Below are 19846 nucleotides of genomic sequence, written 5' to 3'. Positions count from 1 at the left end.
ATCCTATTGCGTCAAAACACAAATTTCATAATTTCCATTTCGGTACGCGGTAATCAAAATTTTGTTTTCGGCAGGATGCCAATTGGGAAGCGTTTCACCATTTTTATTATGGGTAATCCGCTGCTTATTGGTTCCATCGGCATCCATGATATAGATTTCAGGTCGGGAGCCTTCCATGGATGTCACATAAGCTATTCGAGTGCCATCTCCAGACCAGGAGGGGCAAAAATTATGCTTGGGCCATTGGGTCAATCTTTTTTCGGTTCCAGTTCTAATGTTTAGACGGTAAATTTCGTCATCGTTATTTTCGGTGTCTTTTCTTGAAAAAAACAGGATTTCGACCCCATCCTTGGACCATTTGGGATAGAAATTTCGATAATCATTGTGAACCAACTTTCTGCGCAGCTTGCCTTTTTTGTTCAATAAAGCCAAACTACCTTGCTGTTCAGCTTCTTGAATGCTAACTGCTATATTTTTTCCATTTGGTGAAAATTCGGCAAAGATAGGTTCGCCGGCTGTGCCCAGATTTTTGAGTTTTTGTGCTGTTCCAGAACCCAACTTAAGTGTGTAAAGCTGATTGGTTCCGCTTCGGTTTGACTCGAACAACAATTTTTTGCCGTTTGGATGCCAAGTCGGTCGTCTATCATCTGCTGGGTTGTTTGTCAATCGTCTTATATTTTCCCCTTCACCATCAATTAGATAAATCTCCCAATTCCCATCTCGGTCCGATTCAAAAACAATCGAATTTCCATCAGGCGAGTAGGAGGCATAGCGATCATCAGCAGAATTATTGGTAAGACATTGCTCTTTCCAACTATCAGCTTGACCAATTAACAGGCAAGGCATAAAAAGGATTAAAGAAAGAAAGTTTATGTGCATATTTTCCTTTTAGTGAAGAAAAAAGATACGCATTAAATAGGCGTGTTTTATTGGGCAATCACCATTTCGGTATATGAAATAATGGTATGGTATCCTTTGGATTTGAAATAATCCATTTCTTTTTCATCGCCAGTAGCCAATATAAAATCCCCGCCCCAGGCGCCAAGACTTTTTATTGCTCCTGGGTAATCGGAAAAAAGCTGGACTTTTATTGGGACCAATCCCAACACTTTGGATAAGGTTGCCTCATGTTCAATCATTAAAGATTCAAGCACATGTAAAGATTCAGCTTCCACCATGCTTTTTGTGAGCGTTGAAATATTCGACAGTAACAAATCTTTATCAAAACTTTGATTACGGTAGTTTGAAATAGCTTCCTTACTGCTCTGCTTTTGGTTTAGGTATACAAAGTATAAGGAGTCTTTATATGGAGGGTCAAAAGGAATTTCATCCACTTTTGGTATACCATCAATCAATTGATAAAGAACAGGAACATTGTGTTTTGCGCAGGCAATATCATAGCCACTGCCACCGAAAGCCTTCTGTAAAAGTCGGTAAGCGTCAACTTGCGCCCATTGCGCAATATTGTTTATTAAGGTTGATGAAGTGCCGAGTCCCCAAACTCGTGGAAAACTGAGTTTAGTTTCTACTTTGATTCCGGAACCGTTGTCCAGAAAAGATGAATTTTGTGCCTTAGCTTCGTTAAGTAACTGAATTAAGGTTATTGATATGGATTTATCGGAAGTGGAAATCTCTTCCAAATTTTCCAATCCTAAAGTGCATTCAAACCAAACTGAACCATTTTCATCGAAGCTTTCCCATTCCAAAACTCCTGAAGATGTTTCGGTTACTTGAAGAGTTTGACCATACTTGGTAGGAACCGCAAGTCCAACAGCCCCATCTAAAATGGCATACTCCCCAGAGAGCAACAATTTACCGTTGCTGTAGAATGTTTTCTGCATTATTCCGATTGAATCTTTTCCAAAGCCTCTTTGACCGATGCATTGGTCACAGTATTGGTTTTAAAATATTGTACCAATTGTTGTTTTTCATTTTCAGTGGCACCCATTTGATTCAGCAGGTTCAACAAATGCATTTTCATATGTCCCTTTTGGATTCCCGTGGTGACCAATGAGCGTACGGCTGCAAAATTTTGGGCCAACCCGGCAACAGCGACAATTTGCATCAATTCTTCGGCTGAGGGATTTTGAAGAATTTCCAGAGCCAATTTTACCAGGGGATGCAGTGAAGTTAGTCCACCTACGGTACCCAAGGCCAAGGGAATCTCAATCCAAAATTTAAAAACATCGCCTTCGACCGTAGCATGGGTCAAACTGGAATAGGGACCATCTTTGGAAGCATAGGCATGAATTCCTGCTTCAATGGCCCTAAAATCGTTTCCTGTAGCTAAAATAACTGCATCAACACCGTTCATAATACCTTTGTTATGGGTCACGGCACGATAAGGTTCGGCCTTGGCAATAGCTATGGCCTGAATAATTTTTTCGGCAAACTCCTTGGCGGAAATGCCATCCTCGGTTAAAGCATCGACAGCGCAACTAACTTCGGCCCTGACCAAACAATTGGGCACATAATTGGAAAGGATGCTCATTACCACTTCAATATCCTGCTCCTCCGTGGTAAAAGATTCATAAGCACTTGCCCTTACCTTCAATGTACTAGCAAATTGTTCCAAACAAGAGTTGATAAAGTTTGCGCCCATGGCGTCTTTGGTCTCAAAAGTGCAGTGCAGTTGATGATACCCTTCAACTTTGTCGGACATATTCCTTAAAAGGATTTCCTTGATTCCACCACCTCTTTTCTCCATACTTTGCGTAATGGACTTGGTGTTTTTGAAAAAATCTGGTTTGATTTCATCAAAAAACCCTTGTAGCTTGTTCGAATCACCCTTAAAAATAAAATGGACCTGCCCTACCTTTTCAGTTCCAATTACCGCTGTCTTAAAACCACCACGGTTTAGCCAGAACTTAGCTGCTTTGCTTGCCGCTGCCACCACCGAACTTTCTTCAATGACCATGGGAATGGCATAGAGCTTATCATTGATCAAAAAATTGGGGGCAAGGGCAAATGGCAGATAATAATTGGAAACCGTATTTTCTATAAACTCATCATGTACTTTTTGGACTTTTTTATCAGGATTCCAATATTGTTGAAGCAATTGCTTTGTCCGTTCAGCATCCTTCGTAAAGTTGGAAGCTATCCAATCAATTTTTTCTGCTTTGGAAAGTCTGGAAAATCCTTCAACAGGAGTGTTCATGTCGCTTGGTTAAAGGATTCAAATATAAGGATAATAGAATTTTGCTTTTTTGGGAGTCCTATTTTGGCGTGGTTCTTGCCACAAATGCAAAAACAAAGTTTATTTTTTGAATAAATATTAGTAAACTTGACGGTTTTTAATAAATTCTTAATTTCAATGCGAAAACAGGCCTTACTGTTCCTATTCACCCTCGGATTTTTAACCCTATCCTTAGCACAAAAGAAAAAAATTACCCTTGAAGATATTTGGGGCGGCACTTTTAGAACCGAATATATGGATGTTCTGCGGTCCATGAAAAATGGAAAGCAGTATACCGTACTAAACTTTGATGGTTCACCACGATCAAGTAGTTTGGATAAATATGACTACGCAACATTGGAAAAAGTGGAGACTGTTGTGTCTTCTTCCGATGAGGTGCCTTTATTCAGTTCATATACTTTTAGTAAGGACGAATCCAAAATATTGTTGGCTACCGAAATTGAACCCATTTTTAGGCATTCAAGACTGGGTGTCTATTATGTCTACGATGTATCCAGTAAAAAAGTAACCCAGGTTTCTGACGATAAAATTCAGGAACCTTTGTTGTCTCCAGACGGTTCTCAAGTGGCCTATGTAAAGGAAAATAACATCTACATTTTCGATATCGACTCAGGAAACACCAAACAAATCACAACAGATGGTAGTAAAGGAACCATTATTAATGGAGTGACCGATTGGGTGTACGAAGAAGAATTTGCCTTTGTCCGTGCGTTTGATTGGAACAGTAACGGTACCAAAATTGCCTTCCTGCGGTTTGATGAGACCGATGTACCCCACTTTTCCATGGACGTTTTCGGGCAAAACTTATACCCATTCCAATACGAATTTAAATATCCAAAGGCGGGGGAGGTCAATGCAGAGGTATCCTTGCATATGTATGATATGGCTTCGGGAAGCACGTCGGATGTAAGTCTCGGAGATGCCTATTACATTCCAAGAATCAAATGGAGGAACAATCCAGATCATTTGAGTGTACAGACCCTAAACAGACATCAAAATCATTTAAAGTTACTTTCGGTTAATGCCACCAACAACTCAGTTTCTTTACTTATGGAAGAAAAGGATGCTGCTTATGTGGATGTAACCGATTACCTGACTTTTTTAGCAGATGATAGCTTTATTTGGGTCAGTGAGATGGATGGGTACAATCATATTTACCTTTATGGAAAGGATGGAAAGTTAAAGAATCAGATTACCCAGGGTGAATGGGAGGTAACCGATTACTACGGATATGATTCAAAATCAAAAAAGATTTTTTATCAATCAACAGAGAATGGATCTATAAACCGTGATGTGTACAGCATCGGAACCAATGGAAAGAAAAAGAATAGGTTGACTTCAAAAACAGGTTCAAATTCCGCTGCCTTTAGTACGGATTACTCTTATTTCATCAATACTTTTTCCAGTGCAACAACTCCTTATATGTTTACTTTGAACAAGGCTTCAAACGGGGAAACGCTTAAAAGCATTAAGGACAATGCTGTTTTAGATAATAAATTGGAGGAATATGAATTGAGTCCCAAAGAGTTTTCCACGATTTCCATCAATGGCAACGATTTGAATATGTATATGGTAAAACCGGCGGATTTCGATGAAAACAAAAAATACCCGCTTTTAATGTTTCAATACAGTGGACCAGGTTCACAGCAGGTGGCAAACAGATGGTTTGGAGCCAATGATTATTGGCATCAAATGCTAGCCTCCGAAGGATACATAATTGCATGTGTAGATGGTCGTGGAACGGGATACAAAGGACGTGATTTTAAAAAAGTGACCTACCTAAATTTGGTCAAATATGAGACCGAAGATCAGATCGCTGCAGCTAAGAAACTGAGTGAGCTTCCATTTATTGACGAAGACAGAACAGGAATCTGGGGATGGAGCTACGGAGGTCATATGAGCACAAACTGCCTTTTAAAAGGGAATGATATCTTTGAAATGGCCATTGCGGTTGCACCAGTAACCTCATGGCGTTTTTATGATACGATTTACACGGAGCGCTTTATGCGTACACCGCAAGAAAACCCAGAAGGGTATGATAACGAATCGCCATTTAATTATCCTGAACTGTTGAAAGGAAAATATTTGTTGGTCCACGGTTCCGGGGATGATAATGTACATGTGCAGAACTCCATGCGAATGATAGAAGCTCTCGTTCAGGCGAACAAGTCATTTGATTGGGCAATTTACCCCGATAAAAACCATGGAATTTATGGTGGAAACACCAGGCTCCATTTGTTTACTAAAATGACCGACTTCGTTAAGAAAAATTTGTAACCAAACTCATTAATATATGTCAGATAATGTAAAACCAGCCAGTGAGAAACAGCTTTTTGGGCACCCACAAGGTCTTTTCTATTTGTTCTTTGCCGAATTATGGGAGCGTTTCAGTTTCTATGGAATGCGGGCCTTGCTCACCTTGTACATGGTCAATGTTATATTCGAGGCATTGGCAACAAGAGATTATGCGGCAGCTGCTGTATATGCATCTTACGGGTCTTTAGTGTACGCTTCTACGGTCATTGGGGGGAAAATCTCAGATTCTATTTTGGGAATGCGTTCTTCCATTTTTTTAGGAGGTGTTTTAATGGCACTCGGTCATTTTGTGTTGGCCATTGAACATAATACTGCCTTCTTTTTGGCCTTGGCATTTATTATTGTTGGGAATGGATTTTTTAAACCTAACATTTCAACATTTGTAGGAACGCTTTATAAAGATGGTGATACTAGAAAGGATTCTGGATTCACCATTTTTTATATGGGTATTAACATTGGTGGAGCGGTGGCTCCTTTACTTTGCGGATGGCTTGGTGCAACCTACGGTTGGCATTACGGCTTTGGATTGGCAGGTATTGGAATGTTAACCGGACTGCTTTTCTTTTGGAGCGGTATTAAGAAGAATGTTTTTGGAGAAGGTGGAAAACCGCCAAGTATTGAGGTGTATGAGAGAAAGGTGTGGGGTATTCCACAAAAACAGTTAATTCCAATTCTTGCATTTCTATCTGCTCCTTTGATTGCATTTTTGTTGTATTCCTATAAATCTTTGGGAGAAGAAGGAACTGCTTTTGAAAATACCAATATTGTCAACTTATTATTTTATCTCATAGGAATAGCAGTTGTGGTATATATGGCGACCATTATGATAAAATCCTCGCCAGATGAGCGAAAGAAACTTTTCATGGCCGTATTGATTACTTTTTTCATGACTATTTTCTGGGGATTCCATGAGTTGCATGGTAGTGTAATTACTCTTTTTGCGGCGAGAAATGTGAATCTGTCATTAATCAATGCAAGTCAGACCAATGCATTGAATTCCATTTTTATAGTTATTCTTTCAATTCCAATTTCTGTGATGTGGACGAAATTGGCACGAAATAAACTCAACCCAAGAACACCATACAAATTTGGCATGGGACTCGTATTGGCCGGTTTGGCTTTTTATGTAGTATCGCTTAGTGGTGGAAGTGCAGACGAAAACGGGATGGTTCCTTTTTCATATTTATTGGCGTTATATTTCTTGATTTCTGTTGGAGAACTATTTATGTCACCAGTAGGACTTTCCAAAATAACCGATTTATCGCCTAAACGTATTGTGGCCTTTATGATGGGAGTTTGGTTTTTATCATCGGCCTATGCCTTTCAAATAGTTGGATTTATTTCCAAACAGTTGGCTATAGAAAGTACCGATGTCAATGTAGGCGGTTTAGATACCTTACATGTTTACTTGGATGGCTTTAGCCTGATTGCTAAATATTCTTTGGTGGCAGGAATTGTGGTATTGGTGTTTGGTCCGCTCATGAAAAAGTTGATGGGCAACGTGCATTGATCAATCTAAATTAAAAACATAGAATCCCTTTTCGCCGGTATGGTGGAAAGGGATTTCTTTTTTAAGACAAGTTTTTTTCCATCGGGCCACATAACTTTTGAAGTTACTGCCATCGGCAAGAATAATTTTAGGATGAAGGGAGTCAAGCAATCGGTCTAAGTTGATTTTTGGAGATTGGGTCAATACTAAAAAATTAACCTCTTGTGTGCGAGGATAAATGCCTAAACTGTCCATTATATATAAGTTTTTTCCATTAACATGAAGACTGTGTTGCAATGGATTGTCTGAAACGGATGCGATTCCTTCGGCAACAGCATAATCTTTTGTAATCCGGTTGTTTTGTGTACAGTCTGTTTTGTAATTATTCAAAGTGCTCCCTTTCTGATGGAGTAATACAGTATTTCTGTTTTGATGTGCTAGAATCAAGGTTTCTGTTTGATGCAAACGAGCTTCTTTCCAAATGGCCCAGGCTTGTAATACAATTATGGACCCTAAAAGCACAAAAATGTTTTTCCTTTTCGGTTTGGAGAGAAATACGACCATTGAAATAATCAGAACGTACACGAATACCAATTGAATGGCGTCAAATGGAATGTCTCTGATAACAAAACCTTCTTGTTTGGCCACCCACGAAATAACGGAATTCATCAGTTTGATAATGGCGTTGTAGCTTTCAGCCAGAAATTTGGGTAGAAAATCCACCAGTGAAAGAAATATGACCGCAATACCCATACCGAGAATGATTCCCAAAAACGGAATTACCAAAAGGTTGGAAATAAAGAAAAGTGCAGGAAATTGATGAAAGTAATATAAACTGATTGGCAATACGCCCAATTGAGCAGCCACACTAACGGAGAGCAATTGCCATATTTTACGAATGATAACATTATCTGGAAACCAGAATCGCTGGAGTTTGGGATAAATCCAAACAATGGAAAGTACGGCGGCATAACTCATTTGAAAACCAACCTGAAAAAGAAAAAGCGGTTTTGCCAATAAAATAAAGAACATGGACAAGGTGACAATGTTAAACGAATTGGTGGGGCGGTTTAAATGCATGGCATAGGCCACAAAAGTGAACATGGTTACAGCCCGCACTATAGATGGTGAAAGTCCGGCAATAAATGCATAGCCCCAAAGTAAGAGCACCACACAGATTAATTTTAGGATTTTACCTTTAGGTAACCGGTTCAAAGGTGTGAGCAGGAATTGGAAAAACAACAATAAAATTCCAATATGAAGCCCGGAAACTGCCAAAATATGTATGGCCCCTGCATCTTTATAGCTGTTATAGGTTGTTTCCGAAATGTCATCACGTTTGCCCAAAAGCAAAGCTTGGATTACGCTCAATTCATTCTTTTCAAAATTTTGTTCCTTCAATTTTAGAATAATGCCTTCCCTAAAGTTTGATGCGATGCCTACAATGGTTTTAGAAGGGTTTTTCTTTAACAGGAGTTGTTTAGATTGAACTCGTATTTGATGATAAATGCTCTGTTTCCGCAAAAAATCTTTATAATCAAATTGGTTTGGATTTAATGGAGGTTTAATTGCTCCGGCTTTGGCAAATACAAAAAGTTCATCATCCACCTTTAATTTTTTTGAAGTTGAATCATTGGGAATGCTCAACAGCAATTTTCCGCTGGATTCTTTGTTTTCCAACGATAGGGCCTGCGCAACATAACGTTGGTTGAAAGGATTGGATTTAAGGACTTCCCTGATTTTAATTTCCCATATTTTGGAGTTTTTCAAATCGGTTTGGGTGTAATGATGTGCTAGATGTTTGGATTGGGATAGATTAATAACATGAACACCCAACAAAACTGTCAGCAAGATTGAGGTGAGCTCAAAAATCGGAAACCCTTTTCTAGCTTGTTTTTTATTGACCCAATACAAAAGAGGAAGCAGCCCAAGAATTGAATAAAAGGGTATCTGCGGTCCAATTTCAAGGTAAAACCCCCAAATAATGCCCACAACAAGACATAAGGTTAGCCTTATGGAAACAAAATCAAAAAATCGCACTATGCTATAAGATTCGCGTTGCTTTTACAAACGCATGGTTCCAATACCCTTCCCGAAGGGAAGAGACAATTACACCCCTTGAGGTTGTGGAGTGTATAAATTTTATATCTGTTCCTTTTACATCAACGACCAATCCAACATGGTTAATGCGTTTGCCACGCTTACTGGTTTTGAAAAAAAGGAGATCACCTTTTTGCACTTGGGTTAGTTTTATTCGCTTTCCCTCTTCGGCCATTTGATATGACACCCGGGGAAAAAGGATTTCGTTTTCCTTTAAGGAAACAAAAACCAGCCCGGAGCAGTCCATACCTTTTTTAGTGGTTCCCCCAAACTTATATCGGGTTCCGCTAAAGGTTAAAGCAGTTGAAATGACAGCTTTGGCCTTGGTGTTTTTTCGTTCTTCTTTTTTGGATTTTTTGGGCGGAGGGGTTTCTTCAACAGAGCCTTCTACAGAAACGGTTCTAGGTTTGTTATAGGTTCTTTTTTTGGAACCACAACCAACAAGCAGCGAAAGGATAAGAAAACAAAGGGCCTTTTTCAGCATTCAAGAACAGTTTTTTTATTCTTGACGCATAAATTAAGCATTTTCGATGATTAATCGGGCTGCCAATTGACTGGCGCCTTTTCCACCCAATTTTTCTTTTAAGGATTTGTAGTCGGATAAAATACGGTCCCGTTCTTCACCTTCAACTATTTTTGAAAGTTCTTGTTTTAATTTTTTTGTGGTTAATTCATTCTGAATCAATTCCTTTACCACTTCTTTGTCCATAATCAAATTGACCAACGAAATATAATCCAAAGTAATAATTTGTTTCGCAATCTGATACGAAATCCAATTGCCTTTGTAGCAAACCACTTGAGGGATTTGAAAAAGTGCTGTTTCTAAAGTAGCCGTTCCACTTGTGACCAAAGCTGCATGCGAATGCTTGAGCAAGGAGTAGGTCTGATTGGATACATACCCCACTTCTTGTGTCAAAAATGGCTCATAAAACCCATCAGGCAAACTTGGAGCCCCAGCAATTACAAATTGGTATTCTGGAAAATCTCCACTCACGGACAGCATGACCGTCAACATTTTTTGTACCTCTTGTTTTCTACTACCGGGTAAAAGCGCAATAATTGGTTTTTGCGGATGAAGATTGTTCTCTTTTCTAAAAGTGGTTTCATCAACAATTTGGGTGTTTTCTATAGCATCGATGAGGGGGTGGCCCACAAAATGAACCGGGAAGTTGTGCTTCTTTTCGTAAAATTCCTTTTCAAAAGGAAGGATAACGTACATATTGTCGATATCCCGTTTAATTTTTTCAATTCTGCCTTCTCTGGAAGCCCAAATTTGAGGCGAGATATAGTAATTGGTTTTAAAGCCATTTTTCTTGGCCCATTTCGCTATGCGGAGGTTGAAACCGGAAAAATCAATAAAAATGATAAGGTCAGGGTCAAAATTTTGAATATCCTCTTTACAAAATGAAATATTCTTGAATATGGTTGGAATGTTCTTGATGACTTCCAAAAAGCCCATAAAGGCCATTTCTTTATAATGTTTGGCCAATTCACCGCCTGCATTGTGCATTAGATTACCGCCCCAACACCTAATCTGGGTCTCTGAATCTTGAAGTTTCAAAGCCTTGATCAAGTTGGAGCCATGCAGGTCTCCCGAAGCTTCACCGGCGATTATATAGTATTTCATTTAAAATTCAAGTTCAAGAACTAAGACTTTAGGCAAAAATTTTATAGTACAATATTACCAAAGCCGTTATAAGGGTTGCTATCATTACTCCTCTGGCGCGATAATCTCTTTTTATCCTCAGAAAACCAAAAAAAGCCACCAAATTTAAAATTGCTCCCAACGCCAACAAACTGCCAACATGGCCCTGTCTAACAGCCGCATTGAAGGTTTCGGAAATGGATAGATCGGAAAAAAGTATGATATATACCAAGGTGCCAAAGGTGTTTGCTATGACCCCGACAGCAAAACCAATTAATACTTCTTTTCTATGCTTCATTTAAATTCCAATTGTTAATACGTGAAATGGCATGGTGGGCGGTAAGGTCAAATTGTGTTGGCACTACAGAAATGTAGCCCTGCGCCAAGGCCCACTCATCGGTGTCCTCACCTTTGTCCAAAAGTTCAAATTCACCAGAAAGCCAGTAATAATCCTTTCCTGTAGGGCTAGTTCGCTTATCAAATTGTTCTTTCCAGTTGGCTCGTGCCTGTCTGCAAACTTTAATGCCTTTTGGTGCTGTATCCGTTTTTGGAATGTTGACATTGAGCACGGTGCCTTTCGGAATACCCTGTGCCAACGCTTCTTGGACAATCTTTTTTATGGAATCTCTGGCATGGCTGAAATCGGCATCCCATGAATAGTCGCAAAGTGAAAATCCGATAGCTGGAATACCCTCTATCCCGGCTTCAATGGCAGCGCTCATGGTTCCGGAATAAATCACATTTATAGACGCATTTGAGCCGTGATTGATGCCACTTATGCAGATATCTGGTTTTCTATCCAAAATTTCCTGCAAACCAAGTTTAACACAATCTGCAGGCGTTCCACTACAACTATATTCACTGGGCGCACCCTTTTCATGGTCTATAACCACCTTTTTGGAATAAAGCGTACTGTCAATGGTAATGGCATGTCCCATGCCTGATTGTGGACTATCTGGGGCAACCACTACCACTTCTCCAATTTCCTTCATTACCTGGATAAGTACCCGGAGTCCGGGTGCGGTAATTCCATCATCATTAGTGACCAGGATGAGTGGTTTTTTCATTTTGAATAATTAATGACGTAAAAATACGTTTTTCATAAGGATATGATACCCTTGCCGTTTAACAAAAAATTAAATATGGCGCACTGGAATGGCACGGTTTTTTCAGTATCTTAGGGAATTCATATGAACAGAAACGGAGATGGATTTAATGATGAAAGGGCCTATAAAGGCTAAATAAATTTGCTCCCAACAAATACCATATTATGAAAAAGAATTTCGCCTTGGCACTTTTGGTAATTCTTGTTGCAGTAGCCTCCTGCAGTTTTACTAATAAATCTTTTGAAAACGACGATAAGGACAAATTACTTTTGGATTTGATCACTTATGTGTTGGAACGTGGCCATTATGAGCCCAAGGATTTGAACGATAATTTTTCTTCCAATGTTTTTGACGATTTCATCGATATTTTGGATCCTACCAAAAGATACTTTTTAGCCAGCGATGTCAGAGAGTTTGAGAAGTACAGGTTTATGATTGATGATGAAATAAAGAATACAGACATTACTTTTTTCAATATCGTTTACCAAAGATTAATGAAGCGAATGGGTGATGCAAAAGAAATTTATAAAGAAGTGCTATCACAGCCCTTTGATTATACCCTACAGGAAAACATTAATATAGACTACAAAGACCAAGAGTTTGCCGCCAATAAAAAACAACTCAAAGAACGGTGGAGAAAACAACTGAAATATAATACCCTTGGTGTTTTTGACAATAAGGTTGAAAACCGAATAATTGAGATGAGTGGCACTTCCGAAACCGATGCGGTTGCCGAGGTGGTAACATTTAAAGGTATTTCAGAAAAGATAGATAGAAACTTGACAGAACAAGAAGCTCGAGAGAATACCTTGAACACATTGGATGAGTTTTTTGACTTTATAGACGATCTTGAGCGTAAAGATTGGTTTGTGCAGTACATCAATACCATTGTAGATGAGTTTGACCCTCACACCTTCTACTTTGCCCCAGATGATAAAGAGAAGTTCGATATTGGGATGTCGGGTAAGTTTGAAGGAATTGGGGCCCGATTGCAGAAAAAGCCGGAAGGAGCAAGAATCATGGAAATTATTTCCGGAGGACCTGTATGGAGAGATCAAAATTTGGAAGTGGGTGATGAGATATTAAAAGTTGGTCAAGAAGGTGAAGAACCTATTGATATAGTGGGCATGCGCTTGGATGATGCCATAAAATTGATAAAAGGACCCAAAGGAACCATTGTTGACCTTACCATTCGAAAAGTTGATGGTACCATTGAGGTGGTTTCCATAACCCGTGATGTGGTTTTGTTGGAAGAAGCCTATGCGAAATCGGCAACCGTAAAAAGAGAAGATCACAAATATGGATTGATCAACTTACCAAAGTTTTATGTCGACTTTGAAGATTATACAGAACGTAATGCCGCTACCGATGTGGCCAAAGAAGTAGATCGTTTAAAGAAAGCAGGTGTAGAAGGTATTGTACTTGATCTTCGCGATAATGGAGGTGGATCCTTAAAAACGGTGGTTGAAATGGCCGGTTTGTTTATCAAGGATGGCCCAATTGTGCAAGTACGGTCTTCAGGACAGAGAAAAGAAGTGCATGAAGATAAAGATGAACGCATTCAATGGGATGGCCCATTGGTAATTTTGGTAAATGAATTATCAGCCTCGGCTTCGGAGATTTTAGCCGCCGCCATGCAAGATTATAAAAGAGCTGTTGTTATTGGAAGCAAGCAAACCTTCGGAAAAGGTACCGTTCAAAATGTGATTCCTTTAGATAATATTGTTCGTAGCAATGAACATGGTGATTTAGGAGCTATCAAGCTTACAACCCAAAAATTCTATAGGATCAATGGAGGTTCTACCCAATTGGAAGGTGTTAAGAGTGATATTGTGGTTCCAGATAGATACAGTTATATCGATTTGGGAGAAAGAGATCAAGAAAATCCACTTGGTTGGGATAAAATTACTCCTGCGGATTATAAAATATGGGACGGTTATATCGATTTTGAGACCACCGTTGCCAATAGCAAAGCTAGAATGGCAGGCAATGAGTACATAAAACTTATAGAAGAAAATGCGAAATGGTTGAAGGAACAACAAGATGAGACTGTGGTATCCTTGAACTATGACGATTATAAAATACGAGAGGGTAAGGCTAAAAACCGCTCCGAACAGTTTAAAAGCCTTAGAGAATATGATTCAAAGCTGACCTTCGAATCGTTAAAGTATGAAACCGAGTTGTTTACGCAAGACCAGGTGCTTAGGGAAAAGAGAGATCGTTGGCACAAAAATCTGGCAAAGGACCTTTATGTAGAAGAAGCTATAAATGTATTACGAGACTTGCAGCTAAACAATATAAAGAACAACGAAAGAAAGTTGGCCAGTGTAAAGGGCTAGAATATATTTCTTATAGAGAATTAAAAAACCGACTCAATTGAGTCGGTTTTTTTATAGTGATTATCTTTTCTTTCTCCGGAAACCTGGGTTTTGCGAACCTCTTTTTTTATTGCGATTGGCAAAAAATTCCTGCTTTTGCCTTTGTTTTTCCTTTTCCATAGCCTTCTTTTCGGCAGTGTTCATAGGTTTGTCGGTCTGAGGAAATGGGTTGTCATTTACTATTTGAATTTTTTGCTTAATGAGCTTTTCAATATCCCTTATGTACACGTTCTCCTCTGGTTCGCAGATTGAAATAGAAGTGCCATCTTCACCGGCACGGCCACAACGCCCAATTCTATGCACATAAGTTTCAGGTTCATTGGGGATGTCATAATTAATTACATAACGAAGCTTGTCGATGTCTATACCACGCGCTGCAATATCTGTAGCCACCAATACTCTTATGTTATCGGCTTTAAATTCTTTTAACGCTCTTTGTCTTTGGTTTTGAGACTTGTCACCATGTATGGCCGCACAGTCGATTTTTTTCTTTCGGAGATTGCGTACAATACGATCAGCCCCATGCTTGGTCCTGGAAAAAAGCAATACCTGCTCAAGTTCTGGATTCTCTAGAATATGCAAAAGCAATTTGCCTTTGTCCTGTTTATTGGTGGTATATAAAAATTGCTGAATTGTTTCTGCGGTAGAAGAAACCGGATTGACAGCTACCTTCTTTGGGTTGATCAATATTTGTTGTGACAGGGCCAAAATCTTTTTGGGCATGGTTGCCGAGAAAAATAAGGACTGTCTTTGTTTGGGTAATTTGGCTAAAATCTTCTTAATATCATGGATAAACCCCATATCTAGCATACGGTCCGCTTCATCCAATACAAAATATTTGACATCTTTTAAAGAGATATACCCTTGGTTCATTAAATCCAATAAGCGTCCAGGAGTGGCAATTAAAACATCTACGCCTTGTCTCAATACATTTGTTTGAGACCTTTGATTTACACCTCCAAAAATCACGGTATTTGTGATTGTAGTGTATTTGCCATAGGCAGTAAAGCTTTCCCCAATTTGTATGGCAAGTTCGCGTGTTGGGGTAATCACCAGGGTTGAAATCCTTCGTTTACCATTTTGATTTTGCTGATCTTTCGCTAAATGTTGAATGATGGGAATGGCAAAAGCTGCAGTTTTTCCCGTACCCGTCTGCGCGCTGCCCAATACATCTTCTCTATTTAAAACCAATGGAATCGATTTTGCCTGAATGGATGTGGGCTCTGTATAGTTTTCATCCCTCAAAGCTTTGAGTATTGAAGGAATCAATTTTAAATCTTGGAATGTCATATTGCTTTCAATGGATTACAGCGGTTCGTGGGTAAATGGAATTGAAAAACTACGCTGTTTTTAATATGAGCCAAAGGTAGTTGAATACAAGGGTTTTCATTTAAGAAATGTGTTGGCAGTTAATCATGCGGGGTGTTTGTATTAGTTTTACTCTAGATTATTCTTGACAATGTTAATTTTAAACGGCAGTAAATTTTATGAACTTCTTTCCGTCCGTTGACATATATCTCGTATAAACCTGTTTTTGCATGGTATTTAAACATCAAAGGCTGTCAACGATATTTAGCTTTTAAGCCTAATAGGAATATATGATTCAATACGATATATTTTCTATTTGGGTTTTATTTCCTAAACTTGAAAAAACATGCTGTAGTCAACTGAATGAAAAATAAAACCATCTACACCTTGCTCTTTATTATTTGCGTGATAGGTTTTTGGGTATTTGAGAACTTTTATACACCAGATACTTATTCCAAACCTGAGATTGGTGAAGTTCCGACACCTTTGAACATAGATTTTTTGCCAAGTTCCACAGCAGGTGATGTGATTACGCATCAACACTACACGTTGTCATACAGCGAACCTCACGAGCAAGCAGAGTGGGTAGCATATCAGTTAAGAAGAACACATTTGACCTATGATGATAGAAGACGCCCCTATTTTATCGAAGACCCCAAAGTAAGGACTAAATCAGCCGACTGGAGAAATTACAAAGGTTCAGGTTATGATAGGGGGCATCTCTGCCCGGCCGGTGATAGACGTTTCTCTGAACAAGCCTATAACGAAACTTTTTACACCAGTAATATAAGTCCACAAGACAGGGAGTTTAATGCCGGAGTTTGGAACAGATTGGAACAACAAGTTCGCTCTTGGTGCAAAAAATATGGAGACCTCACTGTTATCACAGGAGGGGTTTTAGAAAACGGATTGAAAGAAATTGGCGAGGAAGATGTAGATGTTCCAAATGCGTTTTACAAAATTGTGTTTAGACAGGAAGGGAAGTCGATTAAAGCACTATGTTTTTTGATTCCGAATAACGAAAGTCCAGCTGCTCTCAAGAGTTTTTTGGTTTCCATTGACGCATTGGAAAAAACTACCTCCATTGATTTTTTTGAGAATCAGTCCGATTCTTGGCAAGAAAAGGTTGAGGCTAGGGTCAATGCTTCCGGGTGGAAGTTTTAAATACCGTCTTTAAGTCGGTTTGAATCCAATTTCAAGAATATAAAAAGGAGCATCGTAAAGAAAATAAGCCCTGAACCCCCATAACTGAAAAAGGGTAGTGGAATTCCAATTGTAGGCAGTAGTCCAATTACCATTCCAATGTTTACAAAGTAATGTATAAACAAAATGGAGATAACCCCATAGCCATACATTCTACTAAAATCACTTTTTTGTCGTTCCGCGATGTAAATCAGCCGTAAAAAAAGAAACGAAAATAATAGGATAACGGCCGTTGTCCCAGCGAACCCCCATTCCTCTCCTACTGAACTAAAAATGTAATCCGTATGTTGTTCGGGTACAAAGTCACCTTTGGTACGGGTGCCCTCCAAAAAACCTTTTCCAAAAAATCCACCCGACTCAATAGCTTTTTCAGATTGATAGGTGTTATATCCGATGGTTTTTCTGATTTCCTCCAGTTTGCCCTCGTCTTTTTCCAAACTCAACCAAAGCGCAAAACGGTCTCGATGGCGTTGCTCAAAAACGTTATCAAAAACAAACCTAACGGAAAGGGAAAACAATATTGAAACAATGAGAACCAAGCTAAATGGAAAAATCGGAATCTTTGTTGTGGCTCTTTTGAAAGTAAAAATCAAAACCGTTAAAATTCCTAGACCAATCCCCACCCAAACAGTGCCGAACATCAATGTTGTGGCAAAAAGTACTACTGCAATTATTAGAACACCAAGATAATAGAGTGGAAAACCCTCTCTAAACAATACAAAAAACAGAGAAAAATAGATTAAGGAACTCCCCGGGTCTGGTTGTGGCAAAATCAACAAGGCCGGCAATAATATGATTACCAATGCATAAAATTGATGTTTACGGGTTTTAATATCTGTTTGAATATCACTCAGATATTTGGCCAATGCGAGCGCTGTTGCAACTTTGGCCAATTCCGATGGCTGTAGGTTAAAAAAGCCCAAATCGTACCACGAGGTTGCGCCGGCTATGGTCTTTCCAAAAGCAAATAACCCGACCAACAAAAGCATGGCTATGATATAAAAAATGGAGGCAAAACGTTCAAAAAAATTGGTTTCGATAAAAAGAACCAATACAATCCCGACCAGTGCCAATCCAATAAAAAAAAGTTGTTTGCCATAAAGGGTAGAGAAATCAAAAATAGAGGCGCTTGTATCGGTCATTGTAGTGGAGTAGATGTTTACCCACCCTATTAAAACCAAAAAGACATAGATAAAAACAGTAAACCAGTCAATTCTGCCAAAAAGCCCTCTACCAGACATACTCGTTTATCTTGAAAGGTTCACCACTGTATGGTTTGGCATATTCATGTTCCAAGGTCTTTTCGAGCATGCGCTTTTCCAAATCTTTTCTGGTGATTTCTCCTTTTATATATTTTTCAATCAATAGCGAGGCAATGTGACCTGCGTAGCGTGAGCCGTAATACCCGTTTTCAATATAAACTGCCAAGGCAATTTTAGGATTATCCACAGGCGCGAATGCCACAAAAACGGAATGGTCTGTTAATTGCATACGCTCTCCTTTTACTCGGATGAAATTTTCTACAGTACCGGTTTTTCCGGCAATTTCAATCCCGGGAATTTGCACCCAACGGGCCGTTCCGTATTTATATACATTGGCCATCCCTTGGATTACAGGCTCAAAATACTCACGATCTATGGTTGTGTAATGGGGTTCGGTATATTTTGGGTCAATGGCACCCATATTACCAACAGTCTTAAGGATATGAGGTGTATAATAGTAGCCTCGATTACCTATGGCAGTGGCCATATTGGCCAATTGTAATGGCGTTGCGGCAACTTCACCCTGACCAATGGCGTTTGAAATAATGGTTGAAGAAGCCCAACTTCCGTCACCATACCATTTATCGTAAAAAGCTTTTCCAGGAATTCTTCCAGGTCTTCCCGTAGGGATATCTGTTCCTAAATACCGTCCAAGGCCAAAACTTTTCATATGCCTTTCCCACATATCCATACCTTCATCGGTTGTGGGGTATTTTTCAAATATTTTTCTAAAGGTTCCAGCGAAATAGGCGTTACAGGATTGAAATATTCCCGAATTCATATCGCGTACCCCACCTCCACAATGGCATCCTTTTTTCTGATTGCCCACATAGAAGCCATTATAACATCTAAACTTTGTTTTTTGGTCAATTACCCCTTCTTGAAGAGCGACTAGGGCATTCAAGGTTTTAAAAGGTGATCCCGGGGAAGGTTCTGCCAATATGGAACGGTCCCAAGTAGGCTTCGAAATTGTATCGTAATGCAGTTTGCTATAGTTTTTGGAACGTTCCCTGCCAACCAAAAGTGCTGGGTCATAGGTAGGGCCCGATATCATAGTGAGTATCTCCCCCGATTTGGGTTCAATGGCAACAATACCACCTCTTTTACCATGCATTAACCTTTCGCCATATTCTTGTAGGGCTTTATCCAATGTAATATGGATTTCCCTTCCTTGCTCTGGAAGGGTATCCAATTTCCCTTCTTTATAGGGCCCAATATCTCTATTAAACCTATCTTTTTGAATATGCTTCACTCCTTTCCTACCGCGCAAGATATCTTCATATTGTTTTTCAATTCCTGTGCGACCTTTTAGTTCACCTGCAACGTAATAAGGGTTGTTTTTCAAATCCCGTTCGTTCACCTCGCTAATGTAACCTAACACGTTGGCTGAACTGTTGGTGGTGTAATATCGTAATGACCTTTTTTGGATATAAAAGCCCTCAAAATGTCTCATTTTTTCTTGAAGTCTGGCATAGTCCTCTTTAGATAACTGTGGCACCAAAACCGAAGGTAATCTGGGGGAGTACACCCGTGCTTTTCTCATTTTGTTGATGAAGTGTTCCTTGTCAATCTTTAAAAGGTTGCAGAATTCTATGGTATCCAGAGGCTTTACTTCTCGTGGAATGACCATGACATCATAAGCCGGCTGATTACCCACCATAAGCTCTCCATTTCTGTCATAGATATAACCGCGTTCAGGATAGTCGTAAATCTTTTTAATGGCCGGATCATCCAACACCTGATCGGGCGAAAATCGAAAAAGCTGCAAATAGGAAAGTCTCCCTATAAAAGTGAATCCGATGATGACAACAATGGAGGATAACAGCAGTTTTTTCATGGACAA

The 19846-nt window shown here is 39.3% G+C and carries 15 protein-coding genes; 4 read left to right on the top strand and 11 right to left on the bottom strand.

Annotation, left to right across the window (positions count from 1 at the left end; genetic code table 11):
• Nucleotides 1-3: 3 nt before the first annotated feature.
• The 3 genes from IAG46_RS08380 to IAG46_RS08370 are packed head-to-tail and all read right to left on the bottom strand — an operon-like array spanning nucleotide 4 to nucleotide 3157.
• Complete coding sequence (locus tag IAG46_RS08380; RefSeq protein WP_190809904.1) at nucleotides 4-879, bottom strand: PD40 domain-containing protein; 876 nt, start codon at nucleotides 877-879, stop codon at nucleotides 4-6.
• A gap of 47 nt (nucleotides 880-926) precedes the next feature.
• Nucleotides 927-1841, bottom strand: coding sequence for a GYDIA family GHMP kinase (locus tag IAG46_RS08375; RefSeq protein ID WP_190809903.1), 915 nt, complete (start codon nucleotides 1839-1841; stop codon nucleotides 927-929).
• On the bottom strand, nucleotides 1841-3157 hold the full coding sequence (locus IAG46_RS08370) for a hydroxymethylglutaryl-CoA reductase, degradative (protein WP_190809902.1): 1317 nt from the start codon (nucleotides 3155-3157) through the stop codon (nucleotides 1841-1843). The genes IAG46_RS08375 and IAG46_RS08370 overlap by 1 nt, the downstream gene beginning before the upstream one ends.
• 156 nt (nucleotides 3158-3313) lie before the next feature.
• On the opposite strand from IAG46_RS08370, the gene IAG46_RS08365 reads away from it, so the two are divergent.
• Entirely contained in the window at nucleotides 3314-5473 is a 2160-nt protein-coding gene (locus IAG46_RS08365) for a S9 family peptidase (protein WP_190809901.1), read from the top strand.
• A 16-nt stretch (nucleotides 5474-5489) separates the two neighbouring features.
• Nucleotides 5490-7022, top strand: a complete 1533-nt coding sequence (locus IAG46_RS08360) for a peptide MFS transporter (protein ID WP_190809900.1) — start codon at nucleotides 5490-5492, stop codon at nucleotides 7020-7022.
• On the opposite strand, the gene IAG46_RS08355 is transcribed toward IAG46_RS08360, so the two are convergent.
• Genes IAG46_RS08355 through surE form a run of 5 tightly spaced genes read right to left on the bottom strand, consistent with a single transcriptional unit; the run spans nucleotide 7023 to nucleotide 11813 of the window.
• On the bottom strand, nucleotides 7023-8993 hold the full coding sequence (locus tag IAG46_RS08355) for a ComEC/Rec2 family competence protein (RefSeq protein WP_368668174.1): 1971 nt from the start codon (nucleotides 8991-8993) through the stop codon (nucleotides 7023-7025).
• Nucleotides 8994-9045: 52 nt separating this feature from the next.
• Complete coding sequence (locus IAG46_RS08350) at nucleotides 9046-9585, bottom strand: C40 family peptidase (RefSeq protein ID WP_190809898.1); 540 nt, start codon at nucleotides 9583-9585, stop codon at nucleotides 9046-9048.
• Between the two features lie 33 nt (nucleotides 9586-9618).
• Nucleotides 9619-10728 (bottom strand): lipid-A-disaccharide synthase, encoded by a 1110-nt coding sequence (lpxB, locus tag IAG46_RS08345; protein WP_190809897.1) that lies wholly within the window; start codon nucleotides 10726-10728, stop codon nucleotides 9619-9621.
• A 28-nt stretch (nucleotides 10729-10756) separates the two neighbouring features.
• A complete protein-coding gene (locus tag IAG46_RS08340; RefSeq protein ID WP_190809896.1) occupies nucleotides 10757-11044 on the bottom strand; it encodes a hypothetical protein in 288 nt (95 codons plus the stop codon).
• Entirely contained in the window at nucleotides 11034-11813 is a 780-nt protein-coding gene (gene surE, locus IAG46_RS08335; RefSeq protein ID WP_190809895.1) for a 5'/3'-nucleotidase SurE, read from the bottom strand. Before surE ends, IAG46_RS08340 begins: the two co-directional genes overlap by 11 nt.
• Before the next feature lie 203 nt (nucleotides 11814-12016).
• Here surE and IAG46_RS08330 point away from each other — a divergent pair, with 203 nt between their 5' ends.
• Nucleotides 12017-14191: a carboxy terminal-processing peptidase gene (locus IAG46_RS08330; RefSeq protein ID WP_190809894.1), complete on the top strand. Its 2175-nt coding sequence runs from the start codon at nucleotides 12017-12019 to the stop codon at nucleotides 14189-14191.
• Between the two features lie 60 nt (nucleotides 14192-14251).
• On the opposite strand, the gene IAG46_RS08325 is transcribed toward IAG46_RS08330, so the two are convergent.
• The gene (locus IAG46_RS08325) at nucleotides 14252-15520 is read right to left on the bottom strand and encodes a DEAD/DEAH box helicase (RefSeq protein WP_190809893.1); all 1269 of its coding nucleotides are present in this window, start codon (nucleotides 15518-15520) and stop codon (nucleotides 14252-14254) included.
• A gap of 381 nt (nucleotides 15521-15901) precedes the next feature.
• On the opposite strand from IAG46_RS08325, the gene IAG46_RS08320 reads away from it, so the two are divergent.
• On the top strand, nucleotides 15902-16702 hold the full coding sequence (locus tag IAG46_RS08320) for a DNA/RNA non-specific endonuclease (RefSeq protein WP_190809892.1): 801 nt from the start codon (nucleotides 15902-15904) through the stop codon (nucleotides 16700-16702).
• Here the strand turns inward: IAG46_RS08320 and rodA are convergent.
• Both rodA and IAG46_RS08310 read right to left on the bottom strand, forming a co-directional pair.
• The gene (rodA, locus tag IAG46_RS08315; protein WP_190809891.1) at nucleotides 16699-17982 is read right to left on the bottom strand and encodes a rod shape-determining protein RodA; all 1284 of its coding nucleotides are present in this window, start codon (nucleotides 17980-17982) and stop codon (nucleotides 16699-16701) included. The genes IAG46_RS08320 and rodA overlap by 4 nt on opposite strands.
• Nucleotides 17972-19840 (bottom strand): penicillin-binding protein 2, encoded by a 1869-nt coding sequence (locus IAG46_RS08310; protein ID WP_190809890.1) that lies wholly within the window; start codon nucleotides 19838-19840, stop codon nucleotides 17972-17974. The genes rodA and IAG46_RS08310 overlap by 11 nt, the downstream gene beginning before the upstream one ends.
• Between the last annotated feature and the right edge of the window lie 6 nt (nucleotides 19841-19846).

Origin of the sequence: Flagellimonas sp. S3867 (assembly GCF_014698935.1) — a bacterium.
GTDB lineage: Bacteria > Bacteroidota > Bacteroidia > Flavobacteriales > Flavobacteriaceae > Flagellimonas.
This window is presented reverse-complemented; position numbering and strand designations above follow the sequence as displayed.